The sequence below is a fragment of the Pseudoxanthomonas sp. LjRoot127 genome (genome assembly GCF_964253495.1).
GTDB lineage: Bacteria > Pseudomonadota > Gammaproteobacteria > Xanthomonadales > Xanthomonadaceae > Pseudoxanthomonas_A.
Window position 1 is genome coordinate 2,366,638 of record NZ_CAXUQR020000001.1, and the last position, 25,446, is coordinate 2,392,083.

24 protein-coding genes and 1 pseudogene are annotated in these 25,446 nt (G+C 67.7%); 14 read left to right on the forward strand and 11 right to left on the reverse strand.

Going from position 1 to position 25,446, the window contains the following annotated elements:
- Positions 1-22: 22 nt before the first annotated feature.
- Positions 23-521 (reverse strand): annotated as a pseudogene (locus tag ACSQ19_RS10930) (acyl-CoA thioesterase); the annotation flags it as partial.
- Between the two features lie 220 nt (positions 522-741).
- Positions 742-1,953: a methionine adenosyltransferase gene (gene metK, locus ACSQ19_RS10935; RefSeq protein WP_296279675.1), complete on the reverse strand. Its 1,212-nt coding sequence runs from the start codon at positions 1,951-1,953 to the stop codon at positions 742-744.
- A gap of 203 nt (positions 1,954-2,156) precedes the next feature.
- Here metK and ACSQ19_RS10940 point away from each other — a divergent pair, with 203 nt between their 5' ends.
- The 3 genes from ACSQ19_RS10940 (at position 2,157) to ACSQ19_RS10950 (ending at position 5,867) form a co-directional block, all read left to right on the forward strand.
- A complete protein-coding gene (locus tag ACSQ19_RS10940) occupies positions 2,157-3,884 on the forward strand; it encodes a lysophospholipid acyltransferase family protein (protein WP_435996939.1) in 1,728 nt (575 codons plus the stop codon).
- A complete protein-coding gene (locus ACSQ19_RS10945; RefSeq protein WP_435996941.1) occupies positions 3,881-4,699 on the forward strand; it encodes a UDP-2,3-diacylglucosamine diphosphatase in 819 nt (272 codons plus the stop codon). The genes ACSQ19_RS10940 and ACSQ19_RS10945 overlap by 4 nt, the downstream gene beginning before the upstream one ends.
- A 61-nt stretch (positions 4,700-4,760) precedes the next feature.
- Complete coding sequence (locus ACSQ19_RS10950; RefSeq protein WP_435996943.1) at positions 4,761-5,867, forward strand: metal-dependent hydrolase; 1,107 nt, start codon at positions 4,761-4,763, stop codon at positions 5,865-5,867.
- Between the two features lies 1 nt (position 5,868).
- On the opposite strand, the gene ACSQ19_RS10955 is transcribed toward ACSQ19_RS10950, so the two are convergent.
- The 5 genes from ACSQ19_RS10955 to ACSQ19_RS10975 form a co-directional block, all read right to left on the reverse strand.
- Positions 5,869-6,696: a class I SAM-dependent methyltransferase gene (locus ACSQ19_RS10955; protein WP_296279682.1), complete on the reverse strand. Its 828-nt coding sequence runs from the start codon at positions 6,694-6,696 to the stop codon at positions 5,869-5,871.
- An 11-nt stretch (positions 6,697-6,707) separates the two neighbouring features.
- The gene (gene dusB / locus ACSQ19_RS10960; protein ID WP_296279683.1) at positions 6,708-7,706 is read right to left on the reverse strand and encodes a tRNA dihydrouridine synthase DusB; all 999 of its coding nucleotides are present in this window, start codon (positions 7,704-7,706) and stop codon (positions 6,708-6,710) included.
- Between the two features lie 43 nt (positions 7,707-7,749).
- Positions 7,750-8,733, reverse strand: a complete 984-nt coding sequence (locus ACSQ19_RS10965; protein WP_435996946.1) for a ribokinase — start codon at positions 8,731-8,733, stop codon at positions 7,750-7,752.
- Between the two features lie 97 nt (positions 8,734-8,830).
- Positions 8,831-10,129 carry a NupC/NupG family nucleoside CNT transporter gene (locus ACSQ19_RS10970; RefSeq protein ID WP_296279841.1) on the reverse strand — a complete coding sequence of 433 codons (1,299 nt, stop codon included), beginning with the start codon at positions 10,127-10,129 and terminating at the stop codon, positions 8,831-8,833.
- A 69-nt stretch (positions 10,130-10,198) separates the two neighbouring features.
- Complete coding sequence (locus tag ACSQ19_RS10975; RefSeq protein ID WP_296279686.1) at positions 10,199-10,768, reverse strand: TMEM165/GDT1 family protein; 570 nt, start codon at positions 10,766-10,768, stop codon at positions 10,199-10,201.
- Between the two features lie 298 nt (positions 10,769-11,066).
- Between ACSQ19_RS10975 and hemP the strand changes: the two genes are divergently transcribed.
- From hemP to ACSQ19_RS10995, 4 genes are all read left to right on the forward strand, one after another.
- Positions 11,067-11,309, forward strand: a complete 243-nt coding sequence (gene hemP / locus ACSQ19_RS10980) for a hemin uptake protein HemP (protein WP_436000953.1) — start codon at positions 11,067-11,069, stop codon at positions 11,307-11,309.
- Positions 11,310-11,427: 118 nt separating this feature from the next.
- On the forward strand, positions 11,428-13,665 hold the full coding sequence (locus ACSQ19_RS10985) for a TonB-dependent hemoglobin/transferrin/lactoferrin family receptor (RefSeq protein WP_435996948.1): 2,238 nt from the start codon (positions 11,428-11,430) through the stop codon (positions 13,663-13,665).
- A gap of 11 nt (positions 13,666-13,676) precedes the next feature.
- The gene (locus tag ACSQ19_RS10990) at positions 13,677-14,309 is read left to right on the forward strand and encodes a Hemin transport protein (protein WP_436000955.1); all 633 of its coding nucleotides are present in this window, start codon (positions 13,677-13,679) and stop codon (positions 14,307-14,309) included.
- A gap of 11 nt (positions 14,310-14,320) precedes the next feature.
- Entirely contained in the window at positions 14,321-15,280 is a 960-nt protein-coding gene (locus ACSQ19_RS10995; RefSeq protein WP_435996950.1) for a DUF6607 family protein, read from the forward strand.
- 98 nt (positions 15,281-15,378) lie between these two features.
- On the opposite strand, the gene ACSQ19_RS11000 is transcribed toward ACSQ19_RS10995, so the two are convergent.
- The 3 genes from ACSQ19_RS11000 to ACSQ19_RS11010 are packed head-to-tail and all read right to left on the reverse strand — an operon-like array spanning position 15,379 to position 17,861.
- Positions 15,379-16,566, reverse strand: coding sequence for a PDZ domain-containing protein (locus ACSQ19_RS11000; protein ID WP_435996952.1), 1,188 nt, complete (start codon positions 16,564-16,566; stop codon positions 15,379-15,381).
- A 28-nt stretch (positions 16,567-16,594) separates the two neighbouring features.
- A complete protein-coding gene (locus ACSQ19_RS11005; RefSeq protein WP_435996954.1) occupies positions 16,595-17,305 on the reverse strand; it encodes a hypothetical protein in 711 nt (236 codons plus the stop codon).
- Positions 17,298-17,861, reverse strand: a complete 564-nt coding sequence (locus tag ACSQ19_RS11010) for an RNA polymerase sigma factor (RefSeq protein WP_296279696.1) — start codon at positions 17,859-17,861, stop codon at positions 17,298-17,300. Before ACSQ19_RS11010 ends, ACSQ19_RS11005 begins: the two co-directional genes overlap by 8 nt.
- 132 nt (positions 17,862-17,993) lie before the next feature.
- Here ACSQ19_RS11010 and ACSQ19_RS11015 point away from each other — a divergent pair, with 132 nt between their 5' ends.
- The 7 genes from ACSQ19_RS11015 (at position 17,994) to ACSQ19_RS11045 (ending at position 23,677) form a co-directional block, all read left to right on the forward strand.
- Positions 17,994-18,959 carry an SPFH domain-containing protein gene (locus tag ACSQ19_RS11015; protein ID WP_435996956.1) on the forward strand — a complete coding sequence of 322 codons (966 nt, stop codon included), beginning with the start codon at positions 17,994-17,996 and terminating at the stop codon, positions 18,957-18,959.
- Position 18,960: 1 nt separating this feature from the next.
- Positions 18,961-19,392, forward strand: a complete 432-nt coding sequence (locus tag ACSQ19_RS11020; RefSeq protein WP_435996958.1) for an NfeD family protein — start codon at positions 18,961-18,963, stop codon at positions 19,390-19,392.
- The gene (locus ACSQ19_RS11025; RefSeq protein WP_296279702.1) at positions 19,393-19,908 is read left to right on the forward strand and encodes a hypothetical protein; all 516 of its coding nucleotides are present in this window, start codon (positions 19,393-19,395) and stop codon (positions 19,906-19,908) included.
- Between the two features lie 88 nt (positions 19,909-19,996).
- Positions 19,997-21,118 (forward strand): glycine cleavage system aminomethyltransferase GcvT, encoded by a 1,122-nt coding sequence (gene gcvT / locus ACSQ19_RS11030; protein ID WP_435996961.1) that lies wholly within the window; start codon positions 19,997-19,999, stop codon positions 21,116-21,118.
- Positions 21,119-21,202: 84 nt separating this feature from the next.
- Positions 21,203-21,598 carry a glycine cleavage system protein GcvH gene (gene gcvH / locus ACSQ19_RS11035; protein WP_296279706.1) on the forward strand — a complete coding sequence of 132 codons (396 nt, stop codon included), beginning with the start codon at positions 21,203-21,205 and terminating at the stop codon, positions 21,596-21,598.
- Between the two features lie 992 nt (positions 21,599-22,590).
- Complete coding sequence (locus ACSQ19_RS11040; protein WP_299340632.1) at positions 22,591-23,025, forward strand: hypothetical protein; 435 nt, start codon at positions 22,591-22,593, stop codon at positions 23,023-23,025.
- A gap of 115 nt (positions 23,026-23,140) precedes the next feature.
- Entirely contained in the window at positions 23,141-23,677 is a 537-nt protein-coding gene (locus ACSQ19_RS11045; protein ID WP_435996964.1) for an SRPBCC family protein, read from the forward strand.
- Positions 23,678-23,734: 57 nt separating this feature from the next.
- On the opposite strand, the gene ACSQ19_RS11050 is transcribed toward ACSQ19_RS11045, so the two are convergent.
- Positions 23,735-25,162: a serine hydrolase domain-containing protein gene (locus tag ACSQ19_RS11050; RefSeq protein ID WP_435996966.1), complete on the reverse strand. Its 1,428-nt coding sequence runs from the start codon at positions 25,160-25,162 to the stop codon at positions 23,735-23,737.
- Between the last annotated feature and the right edge of the window lie 284 nt (positions 25,163-25,446).

A 25,446-nucleotide genomic window follows, 5' to 3' on the forward strand; every position in this document is an offset into this window, starting at 1 on the left:
CGCGCCCTGCCGGCGGCCGCCGGTCAGGCGGTTTCGATGGCCCGGCTGCCCAGTTCGGCGTGCCGGCGTTCCATTTCCTCGCGCAACTGGCGGCGCAGGCGCGCGGCGGCGAAGCGGCGGATCTCGTCCGGCGTGGACGGCGCCAGTGGCGGGACCGGGGTGGTCCGGCCGTCGTCGTCCACCGCCACCATCGTGAAAAAGCAGCTGTTGGCGTGGCGCACGCTCTGTTTGCGGATGTCCTCGGCGACGACCTTGATGCCGATTTCCATCGACGACGTACCGGTGTGGTTGACCGAAGCGAGGAACGTCACCAGTTCGCCCACGTTGATGGCCTGGCGGAACATCACCTGGTCCACCGACAGGGTGACCACGTACTTGCCGGCGTAGCGGCTGCCACACGCGTACGCCACCTGGTCGAGCAGCTTGAGGATCGCGCCGCCGTGGACCTTGCCGGAGAAGTTGGCCATGTCCGGCGTCATCAGCACCGTCATGGTGAGCTGGTGGCTTTTGAGCGATTCCATGGCGCGCCTCCTGGGGGTGAGGCGCGCAGGCTAACCGATCCCGACACGCCCTGTGATGGTCACCCGTGTCGTAGAGCGGAGCTTGCTCCGCTTCACGCCTGGTGAAAGAAAGAACGGGCCGCTTTCGCGGCCCGTTCTTCGAGGCGGAGGCGCTGAATCCCTGTGTTAGCAGGGATGACGGCCCGGCAAAGGCGCCTGCGAACGCAGGCGCGCCGGGTCGTCACTTCAGCTTGGCGTCCTTGCGCAGCGCTTCGGCGCGGTCGGTCTTCTCCCACGAGAAGGCGGTCGCGGTGTGCTTCTTGCCGGCGGCGTCCACGTAGCTGATCTCGCGCGGCTTGCGACCGAAGTGGCCGTAGCTGGCGGTCGGCTGGTAGATCGGGTGCTCGAGGTCGAGCATCCGGGTGATGCCGTACGGGCGCAGGTCGAAGTGCTTGCGGATCAGCTTCTCGATCACGTCGTCGCCGACCTTGCCGGTGCCGAAGGTGGTGACCGAGATCGAGGTCGGCTCGGCCACGCCGATGGCGTAGGAGACCTGCACTTCGCACTTGTCGGCCAGGCCGGCGGCCACGATGTTCTTGGCCACGTAGCGCGCGGCGTAGGCCGCCGAGCGGTCGACCTTCGACGGATCCTTGCCCGAGAACGCGCCGCCGCCATGGCGGGCCATGCCGCCGTAGCTGTCGACGATGATCTTGCGGCCGGTCAGGCCGCAGTCGCCCACCGGGCCACCGATGACGAACTTGCCGGTCGGGTTGATGTGCACCTTGTTCTTCGGCAGCGCGTCCAGCCACTTCTTCGGCAGCACGGGCACCAGGATCTCGGCGCGCACGGCCTCGATCAGGTCCTTCTGCTTGATGTCCGGGTCGTGCTGGGTCGACAGCACCACGGCGTCCAGGCCCAGGACGGTGTTGCCGTCGTAGCGCAGGGTGACCTGCGACTTGGCGTCGGGGCGCAGCCACTTCAGCTTGCCCTTCTTGCGCACCTTGGCCTGCTGTTCCACCAGGCGGTGGCTGTAGTACAGCGGGGCGGGCATGAATTCCGGCGCCTCGTTGCAGGCGTAGCCGAACATCAGGCCCTGGTCGCCCGCACCCTGTTCTTCCGGCTTCTTGCGGTCGACGCCCTGGTTGATGTCGGGCGACTGCTTGCCGAGCATGTTGATGATGGCGCAGGTGTGGCCGTCGAAGCCGACGTCCGAATTGTCGTAGCCGATGTCATTGATGACCTTGCGCGCCAGCGACTCGATGTCGACCCACGCGCTGGTGGTGACTTCGCCGGCCACGATGGCGGCGCCCGTCTTCACCAGCGTCTCGCAGGCCACGCGCGCGCGCTTGTCCTGGGCCAGGATGGCGTCCAGCACGGCGTCGGAAATCTGGTCTGCGATCTTGTCCGGATGGCCTTCGGAGACCGATTCGGAGGTGAACAGGTAGCTGGACATCAGGCTTATATCCTTTGATTCGGATGAAAAGATGGGCGCGCATGATACACGCCGGGGGCGGTGCGTGCATTCTGCGCCGTTCAGGGTCCGCCGGGGTTAAGCGGGCATCAAGCGCACCTGTCACCGGATTGCCAGAAAACCGCAACCGCACTGTCGCAGGCCAGGTGCAGGCTGCGCGGCGAAACCCCGCCGCCGGTCCCGCCATGCATCCGCTGGAACGCCAGATCGCCGAACGCTATCCCCACTGGTTCCGCGGTCGCCGCGCCCGGCTGACCCAGCCGCTGCTGCGCACACTCGGGCGCTGGTCGAAGCTCGACCAGGCCTATGCATTCCTTGCGGACCACGGCCACCTGCAAGGGCTCGACTTCATCGATGCCGCGATCGATCACCTCAACCTGCGCCCGACAGTGGATGCGGCCGGCGAGCAGCGCATCCCGGCGCAGGGACGGCTGCTGATCGTGGCCAACCATCCTTCCGGCGCGCTGGATGCGCTGGCGCTGCTGCAACTCGTCGGTCGCGTGCGCCGTGACGTGAAGATCGTGGCGAACGATGTCCTGTCCGGCATCGCCCACATCGCCGGTCTGCTGCTGCCGGTGCGGATTCTCGGCGGGAAGCCCAGTGGCGAGAGCGTGCGCGCCGTGGAGCAGGCGCTGGCGGCCGAACAATGCGTCATCGTCTTTCCGGCCGGTGAGGTGTCGCGCCTGGGTCCGCGCGGCGTGCGCGACACCCGCTGGCGCCGCGGCTTCCTGCGTTTCGCGCGTGCGACCGGTGCGCCGGTGCTGCCGATCCGTGTGCAGGCACGCAACTCGCCGCTCTTCTATGGGGCCTCTGCGCTGTTCAAGCCGGCGGGTACGGCGTTGCTGGCGCGCGAGATGTTCCGCCGCAGCCAGCGGCGCCTGCAGCTGCATGTCGGCCAGCCGATGCGGATCGATACCGACGGCGATGCAGCCGTCGCGATCGCGCGCGTGCGTGCGGCACTCTACGCGCTCGGCCGGCGGACGCGGCCCGGAACGAACGAGTGCAGCGATGCGCCGGAGCCGCTGCTCGATGCCCTGGCGCCGGACACGCTCGAGGCCTGCATCGCCACCCTCGACGTGCTGGGGCAGACGACGGACGGAAAGCGCATCTGCGTCGGCCGGCTGGCCGGTGGTTCGCCGCTGCTGCGCGAGATCGGCCGGCTGCGCGAACTGACGTTCCGCGCGGTGGGCGAGGGCACCGGCAAGCGCCTGGACGTGGATGCGTTCGACACCTGGTACGAACACATCGTGCTGTGGGATGCCGCCCACAGGAAGATCGCCGGTGCCTATCGGATCGCGCGCGGCGCGCCCGTGCTGGCGGCGCAGGGACTGAAGGGCCTCTATACCGCCACGCTGTTCGACTATGCCGACGACGCGCTGCCACGCCTGGCCTCTGGCATGGAGCTGGGCCGCAGCTTCGTGGTGCCCGACTACTGGGGCAGCCGCAGCATCGACTACCTGTGGCAGGGCATCGGCGCCTACCTGCGCCGGCATCCGCGGGTGCGCTACCTGTTCGGTGCGGTGTCGATGAGCGCCGCCCTGCCGCTGCACGCGCGCGAACAGATCGTGGCGTACTACGCGCACTACTACGGCGACGCGAACGGCGAGGCGCGATCGCGCCATCCGTTCCGCTATACCGCCACGCCGCCGCGTTTCGACGCGCTGGACGCCGATACGGCCTACCGTGTGCTGAAGACCAACCTCGACACGCTGGGCGCAACCATCCCGATGCTCTACAAGCAGTACACCGAGCTGTGCGAGCCGGGGGGTGCGCGTTTCCTGGCTTTCGGGGTGGACCCGGATTTCAGCGATTCGATCGATGGCCTGATCGAGGTGGACCTGCACCGCATCCGGCCGAAGAAGCGCGATCGCTATCTGGGCGAGGCGTGGCGTCCGATGGAAACGGCAGCATGAGTTCGCGGGCCGCGCCACCTGCGATGCGGCGCGCGGTCTTCGTCTCCGACGTGCATCTCGGCTCCAAGCACTGCCACGCGGCGGAGTTCGCCGATTTCCTCGCAGGATTGCGTTGCCGGCGGCTTTATCTGGTCGGCGACATCGTCGACCTGTGGTGGATGGCACAGCGCCGCGCGTCCTGGGATGCGGCCCACAACCGCGTGGTTGAGGCGCTGCACGCGCTGGCACGCAACGGGACCGAACTCGTCTACGTGCCCGGCAACCACGACAGGCCGATCCGCCGATTCTGCGGCCTGATGCTGCCCGCCATGCAGGTGCGGCGCCGCGCGATCCACACCACGCTCGATGGGCGCAGGCTGCTGGTCACGCACGGCGACGACTACGACGGCGTCACCCACTTCGGCGGCCTGCAGGAAAAGTTCGGCGACTGGCTGTACTACCGCATCCTCACCGGCAACCGGTTGACCAACCAGTTGCGCCGCCGCTTCGGCCTGCGCTACTGGTCGCTGGCGGAATACCTGAAGCGGCAGAGCGACGCCGCCGAACGCTACATCGCCCGTTTCGTGCAGGCGGGACTCGACGACGCGCGTCGGCGCGGGCTGGATGGCATCGTCTGTGGCCACATCCACCGCGCCTCGCTGCTCCAGCGCGATGGACTGCTCTACGCCAACGACGGCGACTGGGTCGAAAGCCTCACCGCGCTGAGCGAGGAGGCCGACGGCACGCTGTGCCTGCTGTCGCATACCGGCAAGGTGCTGCACGAGGTGGCGCCGCGGTTGCGGCTGGTGCCGCAGGACTCGCAACGCGCCGCGTGAGCGGTGTCGCCGTGCAGGCGAGGTGATGGTCGCCGGCGTGGCGCGCTCCTACAATCACGCCATGGATTCCCTCAGCCAGATCGTTCTGGGTGGCGCCGTCGCCGCCGCCATCGCCCCTGCAGGGCATCGCCGGGCCGCCCTGCTCGCCGGCGCGGCCCTGGGCACGCTGCCCGACCTCGACAGCCTGCCGATCGCCCTCTTCTCCGACAACCCGGTCACGCTGATGACCGTGCACCGCAGCTTCAGCCATTCGCTGTTCGTGTTGCCGCTGGTGGGGTGGCTGATCTGGTGGCTGTTCAGACGCTATGGCCGCGGACGGGTCGCCGCAGCGCCCGCGCGTTGGTTCTGGGCGATCCAGCTGGCATTGGTCACCCATCCCTTGCTCGACGCCTTCACCGTCTACGGCACACAACTGTGGTGGCCGCTCACGCCGCCGCCGGCGATGTGGTCCAGCGTGTTCATCATCGACCCGCTGTATACGGTCTGGCTGCTGGTGGCGTGCGTCGCGGCGTGGTGCCTGCGCGAGCGGGTCGCCGCGCAACGGGTACTGGTGGCCGGCCTGGTGCTGAGCACCGCTTACCTGGGGTGGTCGCTGGTCGCGAAGTCCAACGTGGATCGCGACGCGGAGCGCACGCTGGCGTCGATGGGTCTCGGCGATGCGCCTTACTTCTCGGTGCCGATGCCCTTCAATACGCTGCTGTGGCGCGTGGTGGCGATGACGCCGTCGGGCTATGTCGAGGCCGAGCGCTCGGTACTGGTCGACGAGGGGCCGCTGCAGTTCCGCGGCTACCCCTCCAACGTGCAGGCCTACCGTGAAGCGGCCGGCGTGCCGGCGGTCCAGCGCCTGGCCTGGTTCAACCGCGGCTTCATGCGCGCGCAGGTGCAGGACGGGCGGCTGGTCCTGTCCGACCTGCGCATGGGGATGGAGCCCGACTACAACTTCCGCTTCACCGTGGCCGAGCAGCGCGACGGGCGCTGGCAGGCGGTTGCGCCGGTACAGCACCCCTGGTCGATGCCGGTCTCCGGCGGCGACGGCATGCGCCGCCTGCTGGCCGCGATGTGGCACCGGACGTGGCACCCGTCTGCGGAGCCGGTTCGTGCCGCGCTGGGCCCTGGCACTGCCCCGCCTGCGCCGACTGCGACGCCGGACGCTGCGTCGGCGCCCTGACTCAGTACACCGTCGCGCGCGCCTGCACGAAGGCGTAGAAGAACACGGCGTCAGGATCGTTCTGCACATCGTGCATCTCGCGGCGCATGCCGTCGACGATGTCGCGGGTGACCCGCCCGGCGTCCACGAGCGAATCCGCCGCCGACAGCAGCAGTTCCTCCCAGAACGCGATCATGTCCTTGCGCCGTGCGGGCTCGCGGTTGTCGAAGTGCACGGTCTTGATCTCGGTCGCCACGTCGCGATAGCCGCCGGCCAGCAGGAGGTTGCCGAGCTTGGCCCCGATGAACGGGTCGCCGTTGCTGTCGTACTGGAAATCGTTGAACGCCATCCAGTAGCGCCAGGTGTTGGGAGAATAAGGATGCAGCAGGAACGAGGAGTTCATCACCTCGGTGATGTAGATCGGTGAGCCCGGCGCCAGGACGCGGCGGACCTCGCTCAGCACGCGCGCCGGATTCGGCACGTGTTCCAGGATCCAGCACAGGAAGGCGGCATCGAATTCGCGCGCGCCGTAGGGCAGGCGGCTGGCGTCGGCCTGCTGCAGCGTGTAACGGTCGCGGCACCAGGGCATCGTGGCGAGGTTCTGCTTCGCCGCCGCCAACTGCACCTCGTTGAGGTCCACGCAGGTGACGTGCACGTCCGGGAACCGGCGCAGCAGGATTTCGGTCTGCGCCCCGACGCCGCTGCCGACCTCGAGCAGCCGGCGCGCGCCGGTGTAGTCGATGTGGTTGAAGAGCGTGCTTTCCAGCAGCCGGGCCTGCTTCATCAGGCGGGCCTGCTCCACCGATGAGAATCCGTGGAGATAGGTGGGGCTTTCGGTCATCTCGGACATGGCGGGGTTCCTCAGGCGGCGGCGGGCAGGTCCGGCACGGCACCGGCGATGAGTGCATCGAAATAGTCGCGCGTCAGCCGTACCTGTTCGTCCGCGCTCTCGGCACGATTGACCACGGCACGGAAGGCGATGTTCTCCGGGCGATCCTTCGCATACCAGCCCAGGTGCTTGCGGGCGATGCGAACGCCCTGCGGCTCACCATAGAAGCCATGCAAGGCTTCCAGGTGGCCGAGCAGGATGTCGCGGACTTCCTGCAGGGACGGCGGCGGCAGGCGTTCGCCGGTGGCCAGGTAGTGCGCGACCTCGCGGAAGAGCCAGGGACGGCCCTGCGCAGCGCGGCCGATCATCACCGCATCGGCCCCCGTCGTCGCCAGCACGTGCGCTGCCTTTTCCGGCGAATCGATGTCGCCGTTGGCCACGACCGGAATGCGCAGTGCCGCCTTGATCGCGGCGATGGTGTCGTACTCGGCGGTGCCGGTGTAGTGCTGGTCGCGCGTGCGGCCGTGGACGGCCAGCGAGGCGATGCCGCTGGCTTCGGCGATGCGCGCGATGACGGGTCCGTTGCGATGGTCGCAATCCCAGCCGGTGCGGATCTTCAGGGTGACGGGAACGTCGACCGCCTTCACGACGGCTTCCAGGATGCGGCCCACCAGCGCCTCGTCGCGCATCAGCGCCGAGCCGGCCCAGGCATTGCACACCTTCTTGGCCGGGCAGCCCATGTTGATGTCGATGATCTGCGCACCGTGGTCGGCATTGTGGCGCGCGGCATGGGCGAGCTGCTCGGGTTCGGTGCCGGCGATCTGCACGCTGACCGGGCTGGGTTCACCGTCGTGGTCCATCCGGTGCAGCGATTTGTTCGTGTTCCAGAACCGCGGGTCGCTGATGGTCATCTCCGACACCGCCAGCCCCGCGCCCAACCGCTTGCACAGCAGGCGGAACGGCTTGTCGGTCACGCCGGCCATGGGGGCCAGCATCACGGGGGCGTCGATGCGATAGGGACCGATCTGCATGCCGGCATTATCCGCCGTTTGTCCCCGGGGAGAACCGGCAGGACTACGCGCCGTAGCGCACCGCCAGGTCCGCGCGCAATGGCATCGCCAGCGCGGCACCAGCACGTTCGGTCGACAGCGCCGCGTAGCGGTTGGCGAACCGCACGTGATCGGCAAAGCAGGGCAGTGCGGCCTCGGCCAGCGACGCCGCGAGTGCGCCGTTGAAGGCATCGCCGGCGCCGGTCGTATCGACGACCGTGGCCGCCTCCGCCGCGACGCGGTAATGCGGGCGGGCGTCGCCGCGCAGGGCGTCGTCGGGATGCGACACGTACACGCCGGTGGCGCCCAGCGTCACCACCACGGTGCCGTGGGGGAACAGCTGACGACAGTGCTGGTGCAGGGTGACCCCATCGAGCGTGGCGACATCGTCGGCGCTGATCCGTTCGCCCAGGTGGCGTGCGAGCAGGGCGGCGAATTCGGTTTCGTTCGGCGTGATGACATCGGCGTGCGCCAGCAGTTCGGTCGTCGTCGCGGCATTCGCCGGTGCGGGGTTCAGCAGGGTGGTGGCACCGCACTGGCGGGCGGCCTGCAGTGTGGCCAGCACGGTGTCCGCGGGCGATTCCAGCTGGGCCAGCACCACGCCTGCGGCGACGAGCACGTCCGCCTGCCCCGTGGCGAAGTCGGCCGACAGGGTCGCGTTGGCGCCGGCGCCGATGACGATGGTGTTGCGCCCGTGCGCATCCACGTAGATGCCGGCGGTCCCGGTGGGCTCCTCGCTCGCGTCGACGCGCAGCGCCAGGCCGTCGGCGGCCGCCAGGTCACGCGCCAGCCGCCCCCCGGCGTCGTCGCCCAGCGCACAGACGAACGTGGTGTCCGCGCCCGCCCGCACCGCCGCGACCGCCTGGTTGAAGCCCTTGCCCCCGGGCCCACTGGCATAACGTCCGGCGATGGTGGCGCCCGCCGCCGGCAGCGCGTCGCAGCGCCAGACATGATCGACATTGAACGAGCCCACGACGACGACGCGGGCGGCAGGGAGGTGCGTATTCATGGTGCGATACCTGAGGTCCGGAACGCGGCATCGCCACGCCCACGGGAAGGGAACGTAAACAGGATGGGCGGGGCGGCCGGCGGCCGCCGCTCACGGGTCAGCCGAAGTGCGACAGCACGCCGGCGATGGTGGCCGTCATCAGCGTCGCGATGGTGCCGCCCAGCACGGCGCGCAGCCCGAACCGTGCCAGGTCGGAGCGACGCTCGGGCGCCAGGCCGCCGATGCCGCCGATCTGGATCGCGATCGAACTGAAGTTGGCGAAACCGCACAACGCATAGGTCGCGATCAGGCGGCCCTCATCGGTCAGCGTCACGCCGGGCGTCTGCCCGTTCACGATGCCGGCCAGCTGCAGGTAAGCGACGAACTCGTTGATCACCACCTTCTGGCCGATCAGCGAACCCACGGTGGTCGCGTCCTGCCACGGTACGCCGATCACCCAGGCGATGGGCGCCAGCAGGTAGCCGAAGATCGTCGCCAGGTCGGTCGGCTTGCCGATCGCGGAGGCCAGGCCGGTGATCTCGCCCAGCCACGTCAGCGGCGCATTGATCAGCGCGATCAGGGCGATGAACGCGAGCAGCATCGCGCCGATGTTCAATGCCAGCTTCAGGCCATCGCCGGCGCCCGCGGCAGCGGCGTCGATGATGTTGCTGGAGGTCTTCTCCACTTCCATCTTCACGGTGCCGCGGGTCAGCGGCGTGCCGGTTTCCGGGATCAGCAGCTTCGCCACCACAAGCGTGGCGGGAGCGGCCATGATCGAGGCGGCCAGCAGGTGCTTGGCATAGAAGGCCTGCTGCTCCGGGTCGCCGCCACCCAGCATGCCCACGTAGGCCGCAAGCACGCCACCGGCGATGTGGGCCATGCCGCCGATCATCATGGTGATCAGCTCGGACTCGGTCATCTTCGGAATATAGGGGCGCACCGTCAGCGGCGCTTCGGTCTGGCCGATGAACACGCTGGCGCAGACGCTGGTGGTTTCCGCGCCGGAGACCTTCATGACCTTGGTGATGGCCAGCGCCATCATCCGCACGATGAACTGCATCACGCCCAGGTGGTACATCACGCCCATCAGCGCGGCAAAGAAGATGATGGTGGGCAGTACCTGGAAGGCGAAGATGAAGCCGAACTTCTCGGTGTCCATCAGGCTGCCGAAGATGAAGCCGGAGCCCGCCTTGACGAACTCGAGGATCTTCACGAACCCATGGCCCAGCCAGTCGAACACTTCGCGTCCGCCGGGCACCAGCAGCACCAGCGCGGCGAAGGCGATCTGCAGGGTGACGCCCGTGGCGACCAGCTTCCAGTCGATGGCCTTCCGGTTGTTGGAAAACAGCCAGACGATGCCGATCAGCACCGCCAGACCGAACAGGCCAAAGCCGATCCGCCCCAAGACTTCCAGCATGTATTCCCCCAGACCTTGCATGTTGTTCTGACCGGGCAGTCTAGCAGCGCGCCGGCTTCCCCAGACCGTTCAGCCAACCCCTCGCCACGCGACCCAGAGGGCCAGGCCGAAGAACACCACGGCAGCCAGCGTGCGGGCCAGCTTCAGCGGCAGCCTGTCGGCGAACCGATGGCCCAGCCAGACCACCGGCAGGTTGGCCAGCAGCATCCCGATCGTGGTGCCCGCGATCACCTGCCACAGCGGCGTGTACTTGGTCGCCAGCAGGACGGTGGCGACCTGGGTCTTGTCGCCGATCTCCGCCAGGAAGAAGGCAAGGGTGGTGGCGATGAACGCGCCGTGCGCGGGCAGTTTCTCGTTCTCGTCCAGGGTGTCCGGCTTTAGCGTCCACAGGGCCACGGCCAGGAAGCTGGCGGCCACCAGCCAGCGCAGGACGTCCGGTGACAGCCATTGGGTGAGCTCAGCGCCCAGCCAGGCGGAGATGGCATGGTTCACGACCGTGGCGGCGAGGATGCCCCAGGCGATGGGCCAGGGTTTGCGGTAACGCGCCGCAAGCAGCAGCGCGAGCAGTTGGGTCTTGTCGCCGATCTCGGCCAGGGTGACGGTGCCGGTGGAGACCAGCAGGGCATGCAGCGATTGCATCGACAACTCCGGGGCCAGGCGTTCGCGGATGGACGCGAAGGCAAACGGCACGCAGCCCGGCCCGGGTTAGCGCGACGCCTGCCTTCGGTCTTGCCCGGCGAAGCGGATCGCTTCGTCCCGCGCACCATGGTCGGCTGACCAAGTGTGTTGACGCGCGGACCCCGTCAGGACGGGTGGGCTACTCCCCGGAGGAGGAAAGTGCGCACATTGTAATGAGACGGACGCGGGCACGGCGGAGACGTTCTCATTTAGACGGCGGCGGGAGGTACATGCACGGGATGTTGACTCGCAAATAAGAATCATTATCATCGATGGTGTTCCTTCCCTGGAGCCCACCATGATCCCGACCCTCACCACCTCGCCCATGCTCGACACGCGTTCGCTGCGCGAGCGCCTCTCCTTGCCGGCCACGCCACGCAGCGAAGACCTGCTCCACAGCGACGCTCTGTTGAAGGGGCAGCGCGAAGTCCTGATCCGCCATGGCGACCGCGTCTATCGCCTGCGTCACACCAGCAATGACAAGCTGATCCTCACCAAGTAGTTCCAAGGTCGCCGCCACCGATGGCGGCGACCCGCTTCTCTCTCCACCGGGCCAGCCAAGGATTCTCCGGCCGCCAGCCTTCCGGGTCTGATCACCACCCACAGGAATGCTGTACGCCATGATGCGTCCCACGCTGCTCACCGCGGCCGTGTGGCTGGCCCTTGCCGGCCATGCCCATGCCGCTCCCGCCACCGATGCGGCTTCGCCCTCTTCCTCCAGCGCCGATGCGAATGAACTGGCGCGCATCCAGGTTACCGCCACGCGCAGCGAGCGCGCCGTCACGGATGTGCCGAACACGGTCAGCGTCATCGATCGCGAGGAACTGGACGACCGCCTGGTCCGCGACATCAAGGCACTGGTGCGCTATGAGCCCGGCGTGACCGTGACCTCCAGCTTCGGCCGCTTCGGCCTGGGTGGCTTCCGCATCCGCGGCCTGGAAGGCAATCGCGTACGCATCCAGACCGATGGCATTCCGGTATCGGACGCGTTCTCGATCGGCAGCTTCTCCAACGCGAGCCGCAACTTCGTCGACTTGGACACGTTGAAGCAGGTCGAGATCGTGCGCGGGCCGTCCAGTTCGCTGTACGGCTCGGATGCGCTCGGCGGCGTCGTGTCGTTCATCACCAAGGATCCTTCGGACTATCTCGATGACGGCAAGGATGCGTACTTCGGCTTCCGCCTCGGCTTCGACAGCAGCTGGAACGGCTTGTTCGGCAACGCCACCACGGCCTTCGGCGGCGAGCGCTGGAGCGGCCTGGTCAGCGTGGGCCACCGGCAGGGCCAGGAGACCGAGAACCAGGGCGATGTCGGTGGCGTCGGTGCCACGCGCACGTTGCCGAATCCGCAGGAACGGGACGGCCGCAGCCTGTTGACGAAGCTGGTCTTTGCACCGAGCGAAGGACAGCGGTTCCGCCTGACGGTGGAAGGCAACGAGGACAATGCCGATACCGATCTGTTGACCCAGCAGGGGTATCAATCGCTGACGCGCGCCACCAACGATCGCGTGATCGCGCGCGACCACCAGACGCGTGCGCGCGTCGCCTTCGCGCATGAGTGGGACAACCTTTCGGCGGCATTCGCCGACAGTCTGGACTGGCAGGTCTACCGCCAGGACAGCGAGACCACCCAGTACACGCGCGAGGAACGCGCGCTGCCGGCGCCGACGCTGCGCGACATCCGCGAGCGCGAGTTCAATTTCGACCAGCGGACCTATGGTCTCCAGGCGAATTTCCGCAAGGCGTTCGGCACCTCTGTTCGCCACGACCTGATCTATGGCCTGGACCTCGCACGTACCGAGACACGGCAGAAGCGCGACGGTCTGCGCACGTTCCCGCTGACCGGCGTGAGCACGCCGGTCATGTCGCCGGATACGTTCCCCGTGCGCGACTTCCCGGTGAGCAAGACCACAACGGCCGCCCTGTACGTGCAGGACGAGATCAGCTTCGCTGACGGCGCGTTCCGATTGGTTCCGGGCCTGCGCGTGGACCACTATCGCCTCGATCCGCAGCACGACGCGATCTTCGACGCCGACAATCCGGGCGTGGCGCTGGCGGACATCCGCGAAACCAGCGTGTCGCCCAAACTCGGCATGGTGTGGACGTTCGCGCCGGCGTGGTCGCTGTTCGGTGGATATGCGCATGGCTTCCGATCGCCGCCGTACAACGACGTCAACATCGGGTTCACCAACGTGCAGTTCGGGTACACCGCCATCGCGAACCCGGACCTGAAGCCGGAAACCAGCGACGGCGTCGAACTGGGCGTGCGTTATGCAGGCGAAGTGGCGTATGCGAGCTTCTCGGGCTACTACAACCGCTACGACGACTTCATCGAATCGATGCGGCCCATCGGCTACAACGACGACGGGCTGATGGTCTACCAGTCGCAGAACATTTCCGAAGCGCAGATCCATGGCCTGGAGCTCAAGGCGGGCCTGGACATCGGTGCGCTGTCCGATGCGTGGGCGGGCTGGTCGTTGCGCGGTGCGGCCGCGTGGTCGCGCGGCAAGGACCGCAGCACCGATACGCCGCTGGACAGCGTGGACCCGCTGACCGCGACGCTGGGCCTGGCATACGACGCCTCGTCGTGGGGCGCGGAACTAGCAGGCCGTTTCGTGGACCGCAAGCGCCGCGTGTCGGACCCGGACTACTACCGCCAGGCGGGCTATGGCGTGCTCGACCTGTACGTGCGCTGGAATTTCGCGCCTGGCGCGAAGTTCAACGTCGGCGTCTTCAACCTGGCCGATCGTCGCTACATCGACGCGGGCGACATGGCGCTCGTTGCCACCGGCAGCACCACGCTCGATCGCTACACTGCGCCGGGCCGCACGCTGTCGGCCAGCGTGGCGGTGAGCTGGTAACCGCCATGCCGATGCTGCGGGCACTCCCCGGTTCCGTCACGGGCGCATCCACGGATGCGTTCCCGGGCGCCGCGCAACTCGCGGCGTTGGGACCGGTGTTGTGCCTGTATCGCACGCAGCACGGCAGCGAACTGGCAGGCTGGCAACAGGCGGTGCGGGTGGAAGCCCGCGCCGGCGTGGGCAGCGACGGTCTGGACGAACGATTGCTGTTCTTCGACGCGCAGGGACGGTGCTGCTGGCGTCTGTGCCTATTGCCGGACAGCGATTTCGTGGCCTGGGATCGCCTGGTGGCGTCGTTGCCGCAGGGCGCCGACGGTGAAGCCGCCGGGCTGGCCGACCGCCTGTGGCAACGCCTCGCGGGACGCTTGCTCGGCGGGCAGTGGCGCGCCTGTGCGCTGCAACTCCATGCGGTGCCGCAGCCCGCCACGTTGCCCGTGCTGGCAGCCAGCCTGTCGTTGATGTCGGTGCTGGGCGTCAACACGGCGCGTCGCATCGCCCACGCGGAAGGCGCGGAACTGGAAAGTGGGCTGCACGACTGCTGCTGCGCATCGTCGACCCGCTACAACGCGTCCCTGCCTGGCGTGGATCGACAAACCCCTATGGAGGCGGGCGACAAGGTCGTGCCGCTGATCAGACTCAAATGAGAGAAGCCACCATGAAAACACCGGTCGCCACCCTGCTGTCCACCGCCTTGCTGCTGGCCGCAGGCCAGGCCTTCGCCGCCGACCCTGCCCGCGATCGCCAGTCGATCCTGGCGATGCAGGGCGATTACACCGTCGACTTCGCCTTCGACGAAACCGTCCTGCTGCAGCCGGGCTACGAGCGGCAGGCGGCCATGCGCAGCGGCGGCGATGAGACCGTCATCGTCGTCGAAGACACGCCGAGCCGGATCGTCCTCCAGCACATCCTGGTCGACGCCGAGAGTGGCCACGTGACCAAGCACTGGCGGCAAGACTGGACCTACGAGGCACCTACGCGCTTCGAGTTCAGTGCCGATCAGACCTGGAGCGTCCGCGCGATCCCTGCCGATGCCACGCGCGGCGCGTGGACGCAGTGCGTGTATGAGGTCAGCGATGCGCCGCGCTACTGCGGTACCGGCCGCTGGGAGTACACCAACGGCGTGACGACCTGGACCAGCGATCTGAGCTGGCGGCCGCTACCACGTCGCGAGTACACCAAGCGCAGCGACTACAACGCCCTGTCGGTGGTCAACCGCCACACGCTGACGCCGAACGGCTGGACTCACGAGCAGTTCAACACCAAGGTCCTGCGAAAACCTGACGGGACGCAGGTGGAACTGGCGCGCGAGTTCGGCTTCAACGATTACATCAAGACCACCGAGGTCGACTTCAAGCCCGCGCGCGATTACTGGCAGGCGACGGCCGGCTACTGGGCCAAGGTGCGCGCGCATTGGGATCGATTCCTGTCCCGCGCGCCCGGCGTCCACCTGAAAACCAAGGTGGATGGCATGGCGATGATCATTCCGCTGTTCACCCAGGCCAGCGACGTGCAGGAAGGCAAGACCGTGGCGGATGCGGCCATCGCCAAGGTGTTCGCCGACTGGGTCGAACCTGCACCTGCAGAACGTACCGCCGCGGCCGGGCAATCGCGCTGAAGGTTCTCTCCGGCACAGGGACGTGCCGCCTTTGCAGAAAAAGACCCCCGCGGTTGCGGGGGCAGGGGATTCATCGGTTTCTCTTCTAGTAATACGTGTCAGAGCAGCGTGCTGCCCTTGCCGGATGGCGGTACGGGCGCAGCAGGCGGCGGGGGCGGCAGCGGCACCGGCATGTCGCCGCCGTCGTCTTCGAAGGTCTGCACCTTGCCGTCCTGGTCGACGATCATCACGCGCCGACGCTCCACGACGTTCGGCGCCTTGCCGGCGGTCTCGGCCGTACGCGGCTTCACGACCACACGCGCTGTCGCGGGAAAACGGAACGCCGCGGCTTTCGGTACGGTCACGGTGCTGGTCCGGGTCTGGCGGTCCCGCAGGTATTCGATCGCGACCTTGGCGTCTTCCGGCTTGTCGCGGAGCGCCTGCGTGACGTCGCGAGGCGAGGTGACGGTTGCGCCGTCGATCTTGCGGATCACATCGCCCGCCTGCAGGCCCTCGAGTTCCTCGCCGACAGACAGCACGAGCACGCCGGCGTCCGTGCCGAAGTAGCGACCCAACGAAGCATCCACCGTCGCCAGGTTGAGGTTGCTCCAGCGGAAGGCATGGGCGAGTGCGGGCAGCTGGCAGTCCTCGCCCTTGCAGTCGCCCAGTCGCCCGAGCTTGCGGAGCTCGAGCTGGACTTCGGGTGCGATGACGGTGCTGATATCGCCCATCGGCAGGGGCACGCCTTCGATCCTCGGCATGCCGCCGTCGGCGCTGCTGAAGAAGACGGCGCCCGGACCCTGGCCGGCGAATGCTACGCGCGGCGATACCTGGGTGGGAGTGACGCTCGCTTCGTGTGTTTTGCCGTCGCGCTGATAGGTGACGCGCACGGGGGTATCCGCCTTGAGGTTGGCCAACCGCGCGCGCGCGTCGGCCACGCGGGCGTCGGCGGTGGCGCCACCGATCGTCTCGCCGGCCACGCGCATCAGCCGATCGCCCGCCGTTAGGCCGGCCTTGGCCGCGCCGCTGTCCGGCGTCACACCCGTGATGCGCACGCCTGCCGCGTCGTCACCCGAGAGCAGCACGCCGAGGCGCGGCCGACGCACGACGATGTGATCGATGTCGACGGGTGCGCGCATGGCGCCGGCGTCCCGCGAGAGTTCGGCGACGCGTTTCGCGGCGCGCTGCAGGTCCGCGCGGGCGGCGTCCAGTTCCTTCTGTTTCGCCGCATCGCCCTGCTGGGCCAACGCCGGCAGCGGTGCGATCAGTGCAAGGGCCAGCAGCGACCGGGATAGAGGCTTGAGCATGGAAGGTCTCCTTGTTGCGTGTTCTGGATCAGTAGATGGCGCTGTCGGCGGCGGTATCGTTCAACGCGACCTGCCAGCGTTGGGTGGCTTCCACGCCGGTGAGCTGGCGCAGCGTGTCGACGCGCTCTTCCCACAGCGCGGTGCGCGTGGCCTCGGACAGGGCGGGTTGCGAGAGGGCCAGGTCGATGTGGCTGACCTGGTCCTGCAGGTCGGCGCTGACGGTTAGGGCCGCCACATTGCCGGTACTGCTGTCGGGTAGTTGCGCCAGCACGGCTTCGAGTCGCGCGGATTCGGTATAGAGCGCATCGAGACGGGCGGGTTCCGTCGGCGCGCGAGGCACAGGGCGTGCGATGGCTGGGCGCGCCGATGGCGCGTCAGCGATCCGTTGCGTCGTGGAAACACCCACGGGTGCGGCGGCGGGTTCGGCATCGGCGGATCGCGCCGGGATGTCCGGAAGCGCCGGTGCCGTGGCCACGACCCCAGGCGCGCGTTGCGACGGCGGCATCGGGGTCTGTGCATCCCGCCAGTGCATCAACGGGATCACGGCGGCGAAGAAGGCTGTCGCGGCCATCGCGAGGACGGGACGTCGCCAGCGCACCGGACGTGCCGGCACGCGCGCTGGCGGCAGTGCAGCGGCGACGCGCTGCCACGCGCCGTGAGGTGGCGCTTCCAGCGGCAGGGCGCCGAAGGCATCGCCCCAATCGCGCGGCATGGGTTCGCGGGAACGGGAATCAGGCATGGACGGTGTCCTCGATGTTCAACAGCGCCCGCAGCCGGCGCGTGCCGCGGGAGACCTGCGATTTGGAGAAGCTCGGCGTGCGCTGCATGAGCCCGGCGATCTCCTCATGGGTGTAGCCCTCGGCGTGGTAGAGCCACAACACGCTGCGGGTCGCCGCGGGTAGCGCTTCCAGTGCGCGCTGCAGCAGCGCGGCGTCGGCCGCGGCCGCGGGGGGCAGGCCCTGGTCCGGCGGCAGGTCGTCTTCCTCCACCGAAATCTCGGCAACCAGTCGCTTCTGCCGGCGCAGGCGCAGCAGGGCTTCGTTGACCGCGATCTGCCGCAGCCACCCCCAGAAGGGGCAGTCGGCGCGATAGTCCGGTAGGTGGTGGAACAGCTTCAGCATGGTGTCCTGCAGCACGTCGCCGGCCTCCTCGCGGTCGCCGCAGATGCGCAGCGCCAGCGTGAACACCGGCCGCTCGAACCGTCGGTAGATCTGCTCGAACGCCTCCCGGCAGCCGGTGCGCGCGCGGGCGACCAGGGCGTCGGGGATGTCGATGGCGAACTGCGATCGGCTCAAGCGGGGAAATTCGTCGGGGTTCGGAGGTAGGGATGCGGCGGAAGGCAATACCGTCGCAGGGGCGGTGAAGTTCCCGCCGGCCCCCTCCCTCCGGCGCCTATAATCGAGGCCACATCACGGGAGGGGGCCAGCATGGATTTCGGTATTTCGACACTCGTGGTCGCGGCGGTGGCGCTGTTCATCGTCGTGACCTTCTTCAAGGGCGTCCGCGTCGTCCCCCAGGGGTACGAGTTCACCGTGGAGCACTTCGGCAAGTACACCCACACCATGTCGCCCGGCCTGCACTTCCTCATTCCGTACATGCAGAGCATCGGCCGCAAGGTCAACATGATGGAGCAGGTGTTCGAAGTGCCCTCGCAGGACGTCATCACCAAGGACAACGCGGTGGTGAAGGTGGACGGCGTGGTGTTCTTCCAGGTGCTGGACGCCGCCAAGGCGGCCTATGAAGTGTCCAGCCTGGACCAGGCGATGATCGCCCTTGTGCAGACGAACATCCGCACGGTGATCGGTTCGATGGACCTGGACGAGTCGCTCAGCCAGCGCGAGACGATCAATGCGAAGCTGCTGGGCGTGGTGGATCACGCCACCAGCCCGTGGGGCGTGAAGGTCAACCGCATCGAGATCAAGGACATCCAGCCGCCGCGCGACCTGGTCGACGCAATGGCCCGGCAGATGAAGGCCGAGCGCGACAAGCGCGCCTCGATCCTGGAAGCGGAAGGCGCGCGGCAGTCGGAAATCCTGCGTGCAGAGGGCGACAAGCAGAGCGCGATCCTGGAAGCCGAAGGCAAGCGCGAGGCCGCCTATCGCGAAGCCGAGGCGCGCGAACGCCTGGCGGAAGCCGAGGCCAAGGCCACCGAACTGGTGTCCAACGCCATCGCGCAGGGCGACGTGCAGGCGATCAACTACTTCATCGCGCAGAAATACGTGGAAGCGTTCAAGGAGCTGGCCACCGCGCCGAACCAGAAATTCGTGCTGATGCCGATGGAGGCCAGCGGCATCATCGGATCGATCGGCGGCATCGCCGAACTCGCCAGGGAGGCGCTGGGCAAGCAACAGGCTGCTGCGCCGCCGCGCCCGCCGCGCGTCCCGGGAGGCTGACATGAGCATCAAGTTCGCGTTCTGGGCGATCGCGGCGCTGGTGCTGTTCGCGGCGGAAGCGATGGCGCCGGGCGCCTTCATGTTGTGGTTCGGATTCGCGGCGGTGGCGATGGCGATCGTGGTGCTGGCCGCGCCGGGCGTGGGCTGGCTGGCGCAGGTGGTGCTGTTTTCCGTGCTCGCCGTGATCTCCGTGGCGGTCTACCGCAAGTGGTTCCGCGGCAAGGGGCGGCAGAGCGACAAGCCGCTGCTCAACCGCCGCGCCGAGCAGCTGGTGGGAACCGTCTCCACGCTCGACCAGCCCATCGAAAGCGGCCGCGGCCGGGTCAAGATCGACGATGCGTTCTGGACGGTGGAAGGTGCCGACCTGCCCGTCGGCACGCGGGTGCGGGTGATCGCAGTGAATGGCATGACCCTGAAGGTGCAGGAGGCGTAAGTGGGCGTTCCGCGGCTGGCGTGGTCGATGTCGGTGCTGGCGCCGTTGGCGGTGGCGGCGACGGATCTCGTCGGCAAGGTCATGCCGCCTTACCCGGACGGGCTCGACGAGTTGGGGGGGAGTTGCGTCTCGGAGTCCGCGGATCCGGCCCGCGTCTGCGATTACTCCGTCGGCGTGCTGGCCGCACCCGCAGCCACAATCGATGGCGACCCCGTGCCGCGCTTCGTGGTGGCAGGCCAGTTCGCCGGCCGCGACGGCGCCCGTGCGCAGTGGCGCATCACCGATGCGCTGCCGTATCCCACCGGACGGACCGGCTACTACCTTCAGTTCGGCACCTGCCGCGTGAACGGGCGCGACGACGCGCGCGTGGCGGCGATCGTTCGGCAGCACGACACCGCGACGGAATGGCTGAAGGATGTCGCGTGGGCGGGCCGGCTGCGGTTGCCCGATGGCCGCTTCGAGGTGCTGGAGGCGCGTTCCGTGGACTGCATCAACGAGGCCTACTACGGCCTTTAGCACGCGGCGTACGACGGCGCTCCGTCGTGCCGCACCGTGCTGGTGCGTTCTGGGATAATGGCCCTCTTTGTCCGTCCCGGAATCCGTCATGACCCAGAAGACCATCCTCAACGACACCCATCGCGCGCTCGGCGCCAAGATGGTCGACTTCGGCGGCTGGGACATGCCGATCCACTACGGCTCGCAGATCGAGGAGCATCACCAGGTGCGCCGCGACGCCGGCATGTTCGACGTCAGCCACATGACCGTGGTCGACCTGCGCGGGCCGCGTACGAGGGAATTCCTGCGCCAACTGGTCGCCAACTCGGTCGACAAGCTGCAGAAGCCAGGCAAGGCGCTGTACACGGCGATGCTCAATGCGCAGGGTGGCGTCATCGACGACCTCATCATCTACTTCCTGGCGGAGGACTTCTTCCGCCTGGTGGTCAATGCGGCCACCCGCGAGAAGGACCTGGCGTGGATCACCGCGCAGGCGGCGCCCTTCGACGTCCAAGTCGCCGAGCGCCCGGACTTCGCCATGGTGGCCGTCCAGGGTCCGACCGCCCGCGAGCGCGTGCACGGGCTGTTGCGGGAAGAAGACCGCGCGAAGGTCGGCAAGCTGACCCGCTTCGCCGCCGCCGACGCCACCAGTGCCCAGGGCGTGCCGCTGTTCGTCGCGCGCACCGGTTACACGGGCGAGGACGGTTACGAGATCGTGCTGCCGCAGGCGCAGGCGGTGGCGTTCTGGAACGCGCTGCTCGATGCCGGCGTCAAGCCGGCGGGCCTGGGCGCGCGCGATACGTTGCGCCTGGAGGCCGGCATGAACCTGTACGGCCAGGACATGGACGACACCGTTTCGCCCTACGAAGCGGCGCTCGCCTGGACGGTCGCACTGGACGAAGGCCGTCCGTTCACCGGCCGCGCCACGCTGGAGGCGCAGAAGGCGACCGGCGCGGCGCGCCAGATGATCGGCCTGGTCATGGACGAGAAGGGGGTGCTGCGCCACGGGCAGAAAGTGCTCACCGCCCATGGCGACGGCGAGATCCTGTCGGGCACCTTCTCGCCGACGCTCGGCAAGGCGATCGCGTTCGCGCGCGTGCCGGCCGGCGACATTCCGCTGGGCGCCGCGGGCGGCGTACGCGTGGACATCCGTGGCAGGGACGTGCCGGTGCGCGTCGTGAAGTTCCCGTTCGTGCGCGACGGACAGCCGCAGCCGGGCGTCCTGGAGTGAGCCGCGACTGGCAGCCTTCACTTCCGCATTCCTCCGCTAAACTATCGTTCCCTTCCCGACCCACGCAGCGATCCGGAGCACCCCATGAGTGAGATTCCTGGCGATCTGAAGTTCCTGAAGTCCCACGAGTGGGCCCGCGTTGAAGCTGGCGGTCGCGTCACCGTCGGCATTTCCGATCACGCGCAGGGCCTGCTGGGCGACCTGGTCTACGTCGAGCTGCCCAACGTGGGCGACCGCATCGAAGCCGGCAACGCGAGCGCGGTGGTCGAGTCGGTCAAGGCGGCGTCCGACGTCTACAGCCCGATCACCGGCAAGGTCGTCGAGGTCAACGCCGCGCTGGCCGACAAGCCCGAAACCATCAACGAAGACGCCTACGGCGAAGGCTGGATCTTCGTCCTCGAAGCCGAGGAGCCGGAGCAGCTCAACGACCTGCTCTCGCCCGACGACTACGCCGAGCTGATCGAAGACGAAGACCACTGAGGCAATCCTGCAGGCGGTCCCCGACGGGGAGCCGGCGATGGCGGACGATGATCCGCCGCTGCCGGCTCCCCGTTTCGTTTCCGACGCGGCGCAGCGCGCGGGACAGACGGCGGGGTGCGTCGTCGCCGTCGCGCGCCACCTTCGGCGGCGGGAAAAGTGGAATGGCGGGTACGCGCCGGGCGTCACGCGTTCGTGCGGCGGAGTGGCATGCGCGGCAGGTGATCGCGAGCGTTCTCCCATCGACGGCATGGTTTCGAACGTCGCGATGCGTCGCCTGGCGAAGAAAAAAGTTTGCGCAATTTGGCGCAATCGGGCTTGTGCGACGCGAAATCCGACGCCCCAGACGAAAGTTTTTTTTAGCCGCCGTTCAAGCCATCGGCGTGCACGTCGGTGCGACCGCATGGCATGCCGCGCCGCGTGGCCGACGCGTGGTGCGCGCATGCGCCATGAAAAAAATGCGCGTTTTACCGATGTTTTTTTTCACGCGCATGTCAGTGGGTCGCGTCGAGGGCATCCGCCATCGCCACGGGACGGTGGTTCCGCGCGCTCGCTGCCGCCGTGTCGCCGGGAGGGGCGTCGGAAAAAAGTTGCGCGAAGGTGTTGACACCTTGAAAAACCGTGATTAGGTTTCGCCCCAAGCAGCACCGGCTGCGGAAGCGAGTGAGTCGAATCAACACGACAGCGCGAGAGACAACACAGCCCATCGTCCGCACCCAGATCGCGGTGGACGCAGGCCTCGCTTCCCCCGGAAAAACGCAACGCACCCTTTCCACCGCACCCGTGTCGCCTGGCGACGCGGGTGTTTTCGTATTTGTAGGGAGCCGGGTTTCGCACGCCGGGCGCCCTGGGGAATCCGTATCGCCGCGCGTGTCGCGACGACGGCTGCCGGCGGGTCCGACTCCCGCGGCGTTTCTTGCAGCTGGGCCTGCCTCCGGGCAGATGTGCTGTAACCAGACGTAAAAATCCATAGTTCACTGACGAGGAGCCATCACATGGCAATGAAGAAAGCTGCGAAGAAGAAACCGGCCGCCAAGAAGGCTGCCAAGAAGGCCACCAAGAAGTCTGCTGCCAAGAAGACCGTGAAGAAGGCAGTGAAGAAGGCTGCCAAGAAGGTCGCCAAGAAGGTCGCCAAGGCCAAGAAGGCAGTGAAGAAGGTCGCCAAGAAGGCTGCGAAGAAGGTAGCCAAGAAGCCGGCGAAGAAGGCCGCCAAGAAGACCGCGAAGAAGGCCACCAAGAAGGTAGCCAAGAAGCCGGCCAAGAAGGTTGCCAAGAAGGCCGCCAAGAAGACCGCGAAGAAGGCTGCCAAGAAAGTAGCCAAGAAGCCGGCCAAGAAGGCCGCGAAGAAGGCCGCCAAGAAGCCTGCCAAGAAGTCCAAGAAGAAAGCGGCCCCGGTCGCGCTGCCGGCCACCCCGGCTCCGCTGATCTAAGCCCACCCCGGTTATCCGTAACACCATGGACTCTCTCCCTGTGCCCAGCGGGGGGAGAGTTTTTTTATGCGCGAACCGCTAGGCTTCCGCTTTCCGGATGCCGACAGGGTGGCGCGTGAAGTTCATCAAATGGGTGCTCGCGGCCATCGCCGCGTTGGGGTTGCTGTTCGTGGTGGTGGGGTTGTTCCTGCCGTCAACCACGCATGTCGAGCGCACCGTCGTCATCAAGCGCAGCCCCGGACCCGTCTTCGACACGCTCGACTCGTTCCGGCGCTTCAACGACTGGTCGCCGTGGGCGGAGTATGACCCGCAGGCCAGGTACATCTTCGAAGGTCCGGACCGTGGCGCGGGCGCGCGCATGCGTTGGGTGGGCAACCGGGCAGTGGGCAGCGGCAGCCAGGAGATCATCGCCAGCGAGCCCAAGCGTCGCATCGTGGTGGCGCTGGATTTCGATGGCAGCCAGGCGCAGGCGACCTATCTGATCGCGCCGGAAGGCGACGGAACGCGCGTGACCTGGGCGTTCGACAGCGCGCACGGGTTCAACCCGCTCAAGCGTTGGCTGGGCCTGCTGTTCGACCGGATGATCGGTGCGGACTACGAGAAAGGGCTGTCCAGGCTCAAGGCGATGCTCGAACAGGACGCGCAACGCTGACGACGACGGCTGCCCGGTCGATGGTTCCCCATCGCACCGGCAGCGTCCGATGAGTGCTCAGCGCGGCGATGCGGTCGCGCGCTGCGAAGAGGTCCCGCTGTCCTTCCGGTTGTCGACCGGCGTTCCGTCGGGCGACTCGGCGAGCAGCAGATCGTAGTCGGCAGGCGTTTCTACCCACGGCTGGCCCGGCAGGCCCATCGCACGATCGAGGATGGTCGGCAGCAGGCCGGACGGCAGCGAGCTGTCGCTGTTCCACACCAGGGCCACGCCGAGATCCTGCCCCGGCACGAGGGCGACCAGCCCCCGGTACCCCTGCACGGCGCCGGCATGGAAAACCACCTGCTGGCCCGCGTAATCGAACACGCGCCATCCCAGCGCATAACTGGCGGAGTTGACGCGCTCCCGGCGCCAGCCGCCGCGCATTTCCCCGGGCGTCGTCACCACCGGTGCATGCAGCGTCGCCAGCAGGGGCGCGGGCAGCACGTCGGGACGATGACCTGTCTGGGCGATCAGCCACTGCGCAAGATCGCTGGCGCTGGCGTTGACCCCCGCCGCCGGCGGCAGGCGGTAGTAAGTGGGCTTCGGCGTGAGCGACACCCAGCCATTGCGGGTGCGCACGTGCGGACGCGCCCAGCGCGTGCTGCCTTCGATACCGGCGAGGCCCATGCTCGCATCGTTCATGCCCAGCGGCTTGAAGATGCGGCGGTCCACCGCCTGGTCGTAGAACGTCCCGGACGCAGCGAACACCACGTCGCCAATCAGGCTGAAGGCGACGTTCTGGTAGGCGTAGCACTCGCCGGGCGCGCACTTCAGCGGTGCGTAGGCCAGCTTGCGGGCCACGTCGTAGTACTCGGCATTGGCCTCGATGTCGCGATCGAACGCGTTGTGCGCCTGCAGGCCGACGCTGTGGCTGAGGACATCCGCGACGGTCACGTGCGCCGTCGCATTGGCATCGCTCAGCTGGAACCCCGGCACGAACTGGTTGACCTTGCTGTCCCAGCGCAACGACCCGTCCTGCACCATCAGGCCCGTCAGCGTGCTCGCGAAGGCCTTCGACAGCGACGCCAGCCGGAACACGGTGTGCGAGTCGACCTGTTGCGGGTTCACCACGTCGGTGACGCCATAGCCGCGCGCGCTGAGCACGCGGCCGTTGTGCACGATGGCCATCGCCAGGCCAGGCACGCGCTGGCCGACCGTGAGGTGCTCGGCCATGGTTTCGAACGCACGCACGTCGAAGCCCGCCGCGAGCGGCTGGACGTTCTGCTCCGCCAGCGAGGTGCGGTAGGGACGCGGCTGCGTGGGCGACATGTAGGGCGCCGTGCTGGCCGCCGCATTGCCCGTCGCCGCGGCGGCCTGCGGGCCTTGGCCGGCGGCCTTCCAGCTCGACGGTGTCTGCGCCGTGGACGAAAGCGTCAGCGGCAGCAGCAAGCCGATCATGCCGACACGGAAGACATGGCGCGATCGCCGGCTTTTCTTGGGGTTCATCGTGCGTGGCGCCTGCGTGAGCGGATGCTGCCTGGGATCATAACGCCGCTTTTTTCGGTTGCACAAACAAGGAGAGGTTCCGTGTGCATGTTGTTCATCCTGTTGCGGATTGCGGATGTGCGGAACGTCCCAATTCAGCAAGGTGGAATGCCTGCGATGCGAGGGCGTGCATCGCGTTCAGGAAGATCCACTAGACCACATGCAAGTGCCGCGCCAACAAGGCGCGCGCCAGCGCGACGCGCGGGCATCGGCTGAACAGATACACGGCTTGATCGCCGCGCGGG

Coding starts and splice junctions, on each gene's coding strand:
- gcvH (WP_296279706.1), top strand. CDS start 21,203: ATGAGTGAGATTCCTGGCGATCTGAAGTTCCTGAAGTCCCACGAGTGG.
- metK (WP_296279675.1), bottom strand. CDS start 1,953: ATGTCCAGCTACCTGTTCACCTCCGAATCGGTCTCCGAAGGCCATCCG.
- ACSQ19_RS10940 (WP_435996939.1), top strand. CDS start 2,157: ATGCATCCGCTGGAACGCCAGATCGCCGAACGCTATCCCCACTGGTTC.
- ACSQ19_RS10945 (WP_435996941.1), top strand. CDS start 3,881: ATGAGTTCGCGGGCCGCGCCACCTGCGATGCGGCGCGCGGTCTTCGTC.
- ACSQ19_RS10985 (WP_435996948.1), top strand. CDS start 11,428: ATGATGCGTCCCACGCTGCTCACCGCGGCCGTGTGGCTGGCCCTTGCC.
- ACSQ19_RS10990 (WP_436000955.1), top strand. CDS start 13,677: ATGCTGCGGGCACTCCCCGGTTCCGTCACGGGCGCATCCACGGATGCG.
- ACSQ19_RS11015 (WP_435996956.1), top strand. CDS start 17,994: ATGGATTTCGGTATTTCGACACTCGTGGTCGCGGCGGTGGCGCTGTTC.
- ACSQ19_RS11000 (WP_435996952.1), bottom strand. CDS start 16,566: ATGCTCAAGCCTCTATCCCGGTCGCTGCTGGCCCTTGCACTGATCGCA.
- ACSQ19_RS10995 (WP_435996950.1), top strand. CDS start 14,321: ATGAAAACACCGGTCGCCACCCTGCTGTCCACCGCCTTGCTGCTGGCC.
- ACSQ19_RS10955 (WP_296279682.1), bottom strand. CDS start 6,696: ATGTCCGAGATGACCGAAAGCCCCACCTATCTCCACGGATTCTCATCG.
- ACSQ19_RS11050 (WP_435996966.1), bottom strand. CDS start 25,162: ATGAACCCCAAGAAAAGCCGGCGATCGCGCCATGTCTTCCGTGTCGGC.
- ACSQ19_RS11020 (WP_435996958.1), top strand. CDS start 18,961: ATGAGCATCAAGTTCGCGTTCTGGGCGATCGCGGCGCTGGTGCTGTTC.
- dusB (WP_296279683.1), bottom strand. CDS start 7,706: ATGCAGATCGGTCCCTATCGCATCGACGCCCCCGTGATGCTGGCCCCC.
- ACSQ19_RS10965 (WP_435996946.1), bottom strand. CDS start 8,733: ATGAATACGCACCTCCCTGCCGCCCGCGTCGTCGTCGTGGGCTCGTTC.
- ACSQ19_RS11040 (WP_299340632.1), top strand. CDS start 22,591: ATGGCAATGAAGAAAGCTGCGAAGAAGAAACCGGCCGCCAAGAAGGCT.
- gcvT (WP_435996961.1), top strand. CDS start 19,997: ATGACCCAGAAGACCATCCTCAACGACACCCATCGCGCGCTCGGCGCC.
- ACSQ19_RS10975 (WP_296279686.1), bottom strand. CDS start 10,768: ATGCAATCGCTGCATGCCCTGCTGGTCTCCACCGGCACCGTCACCCTG.
- ACSQ19_RS10970 (WP_296279841.1), bottom strand. CDS start 10,129: ATGCTGGAAGTCTTGGGGCGGATCGGCTTTGGCCTGTTCGGTCTGGCG.
- ACSQ19_RS10950 (WP_435996943.1), top strand. CDS start 4,761: ATGGATTCCCTCAGCCAGATCGTTCTGGGTGGCGCCGTCGCCGCCGCC.
- ACSQ19_RS11005 (WP_435996954.1), bottom strand. CDS start 17,305: ATGCCTGATTCCCGTTCCCGCGAACCCATGCCGCGCGATTGGGGCGAT.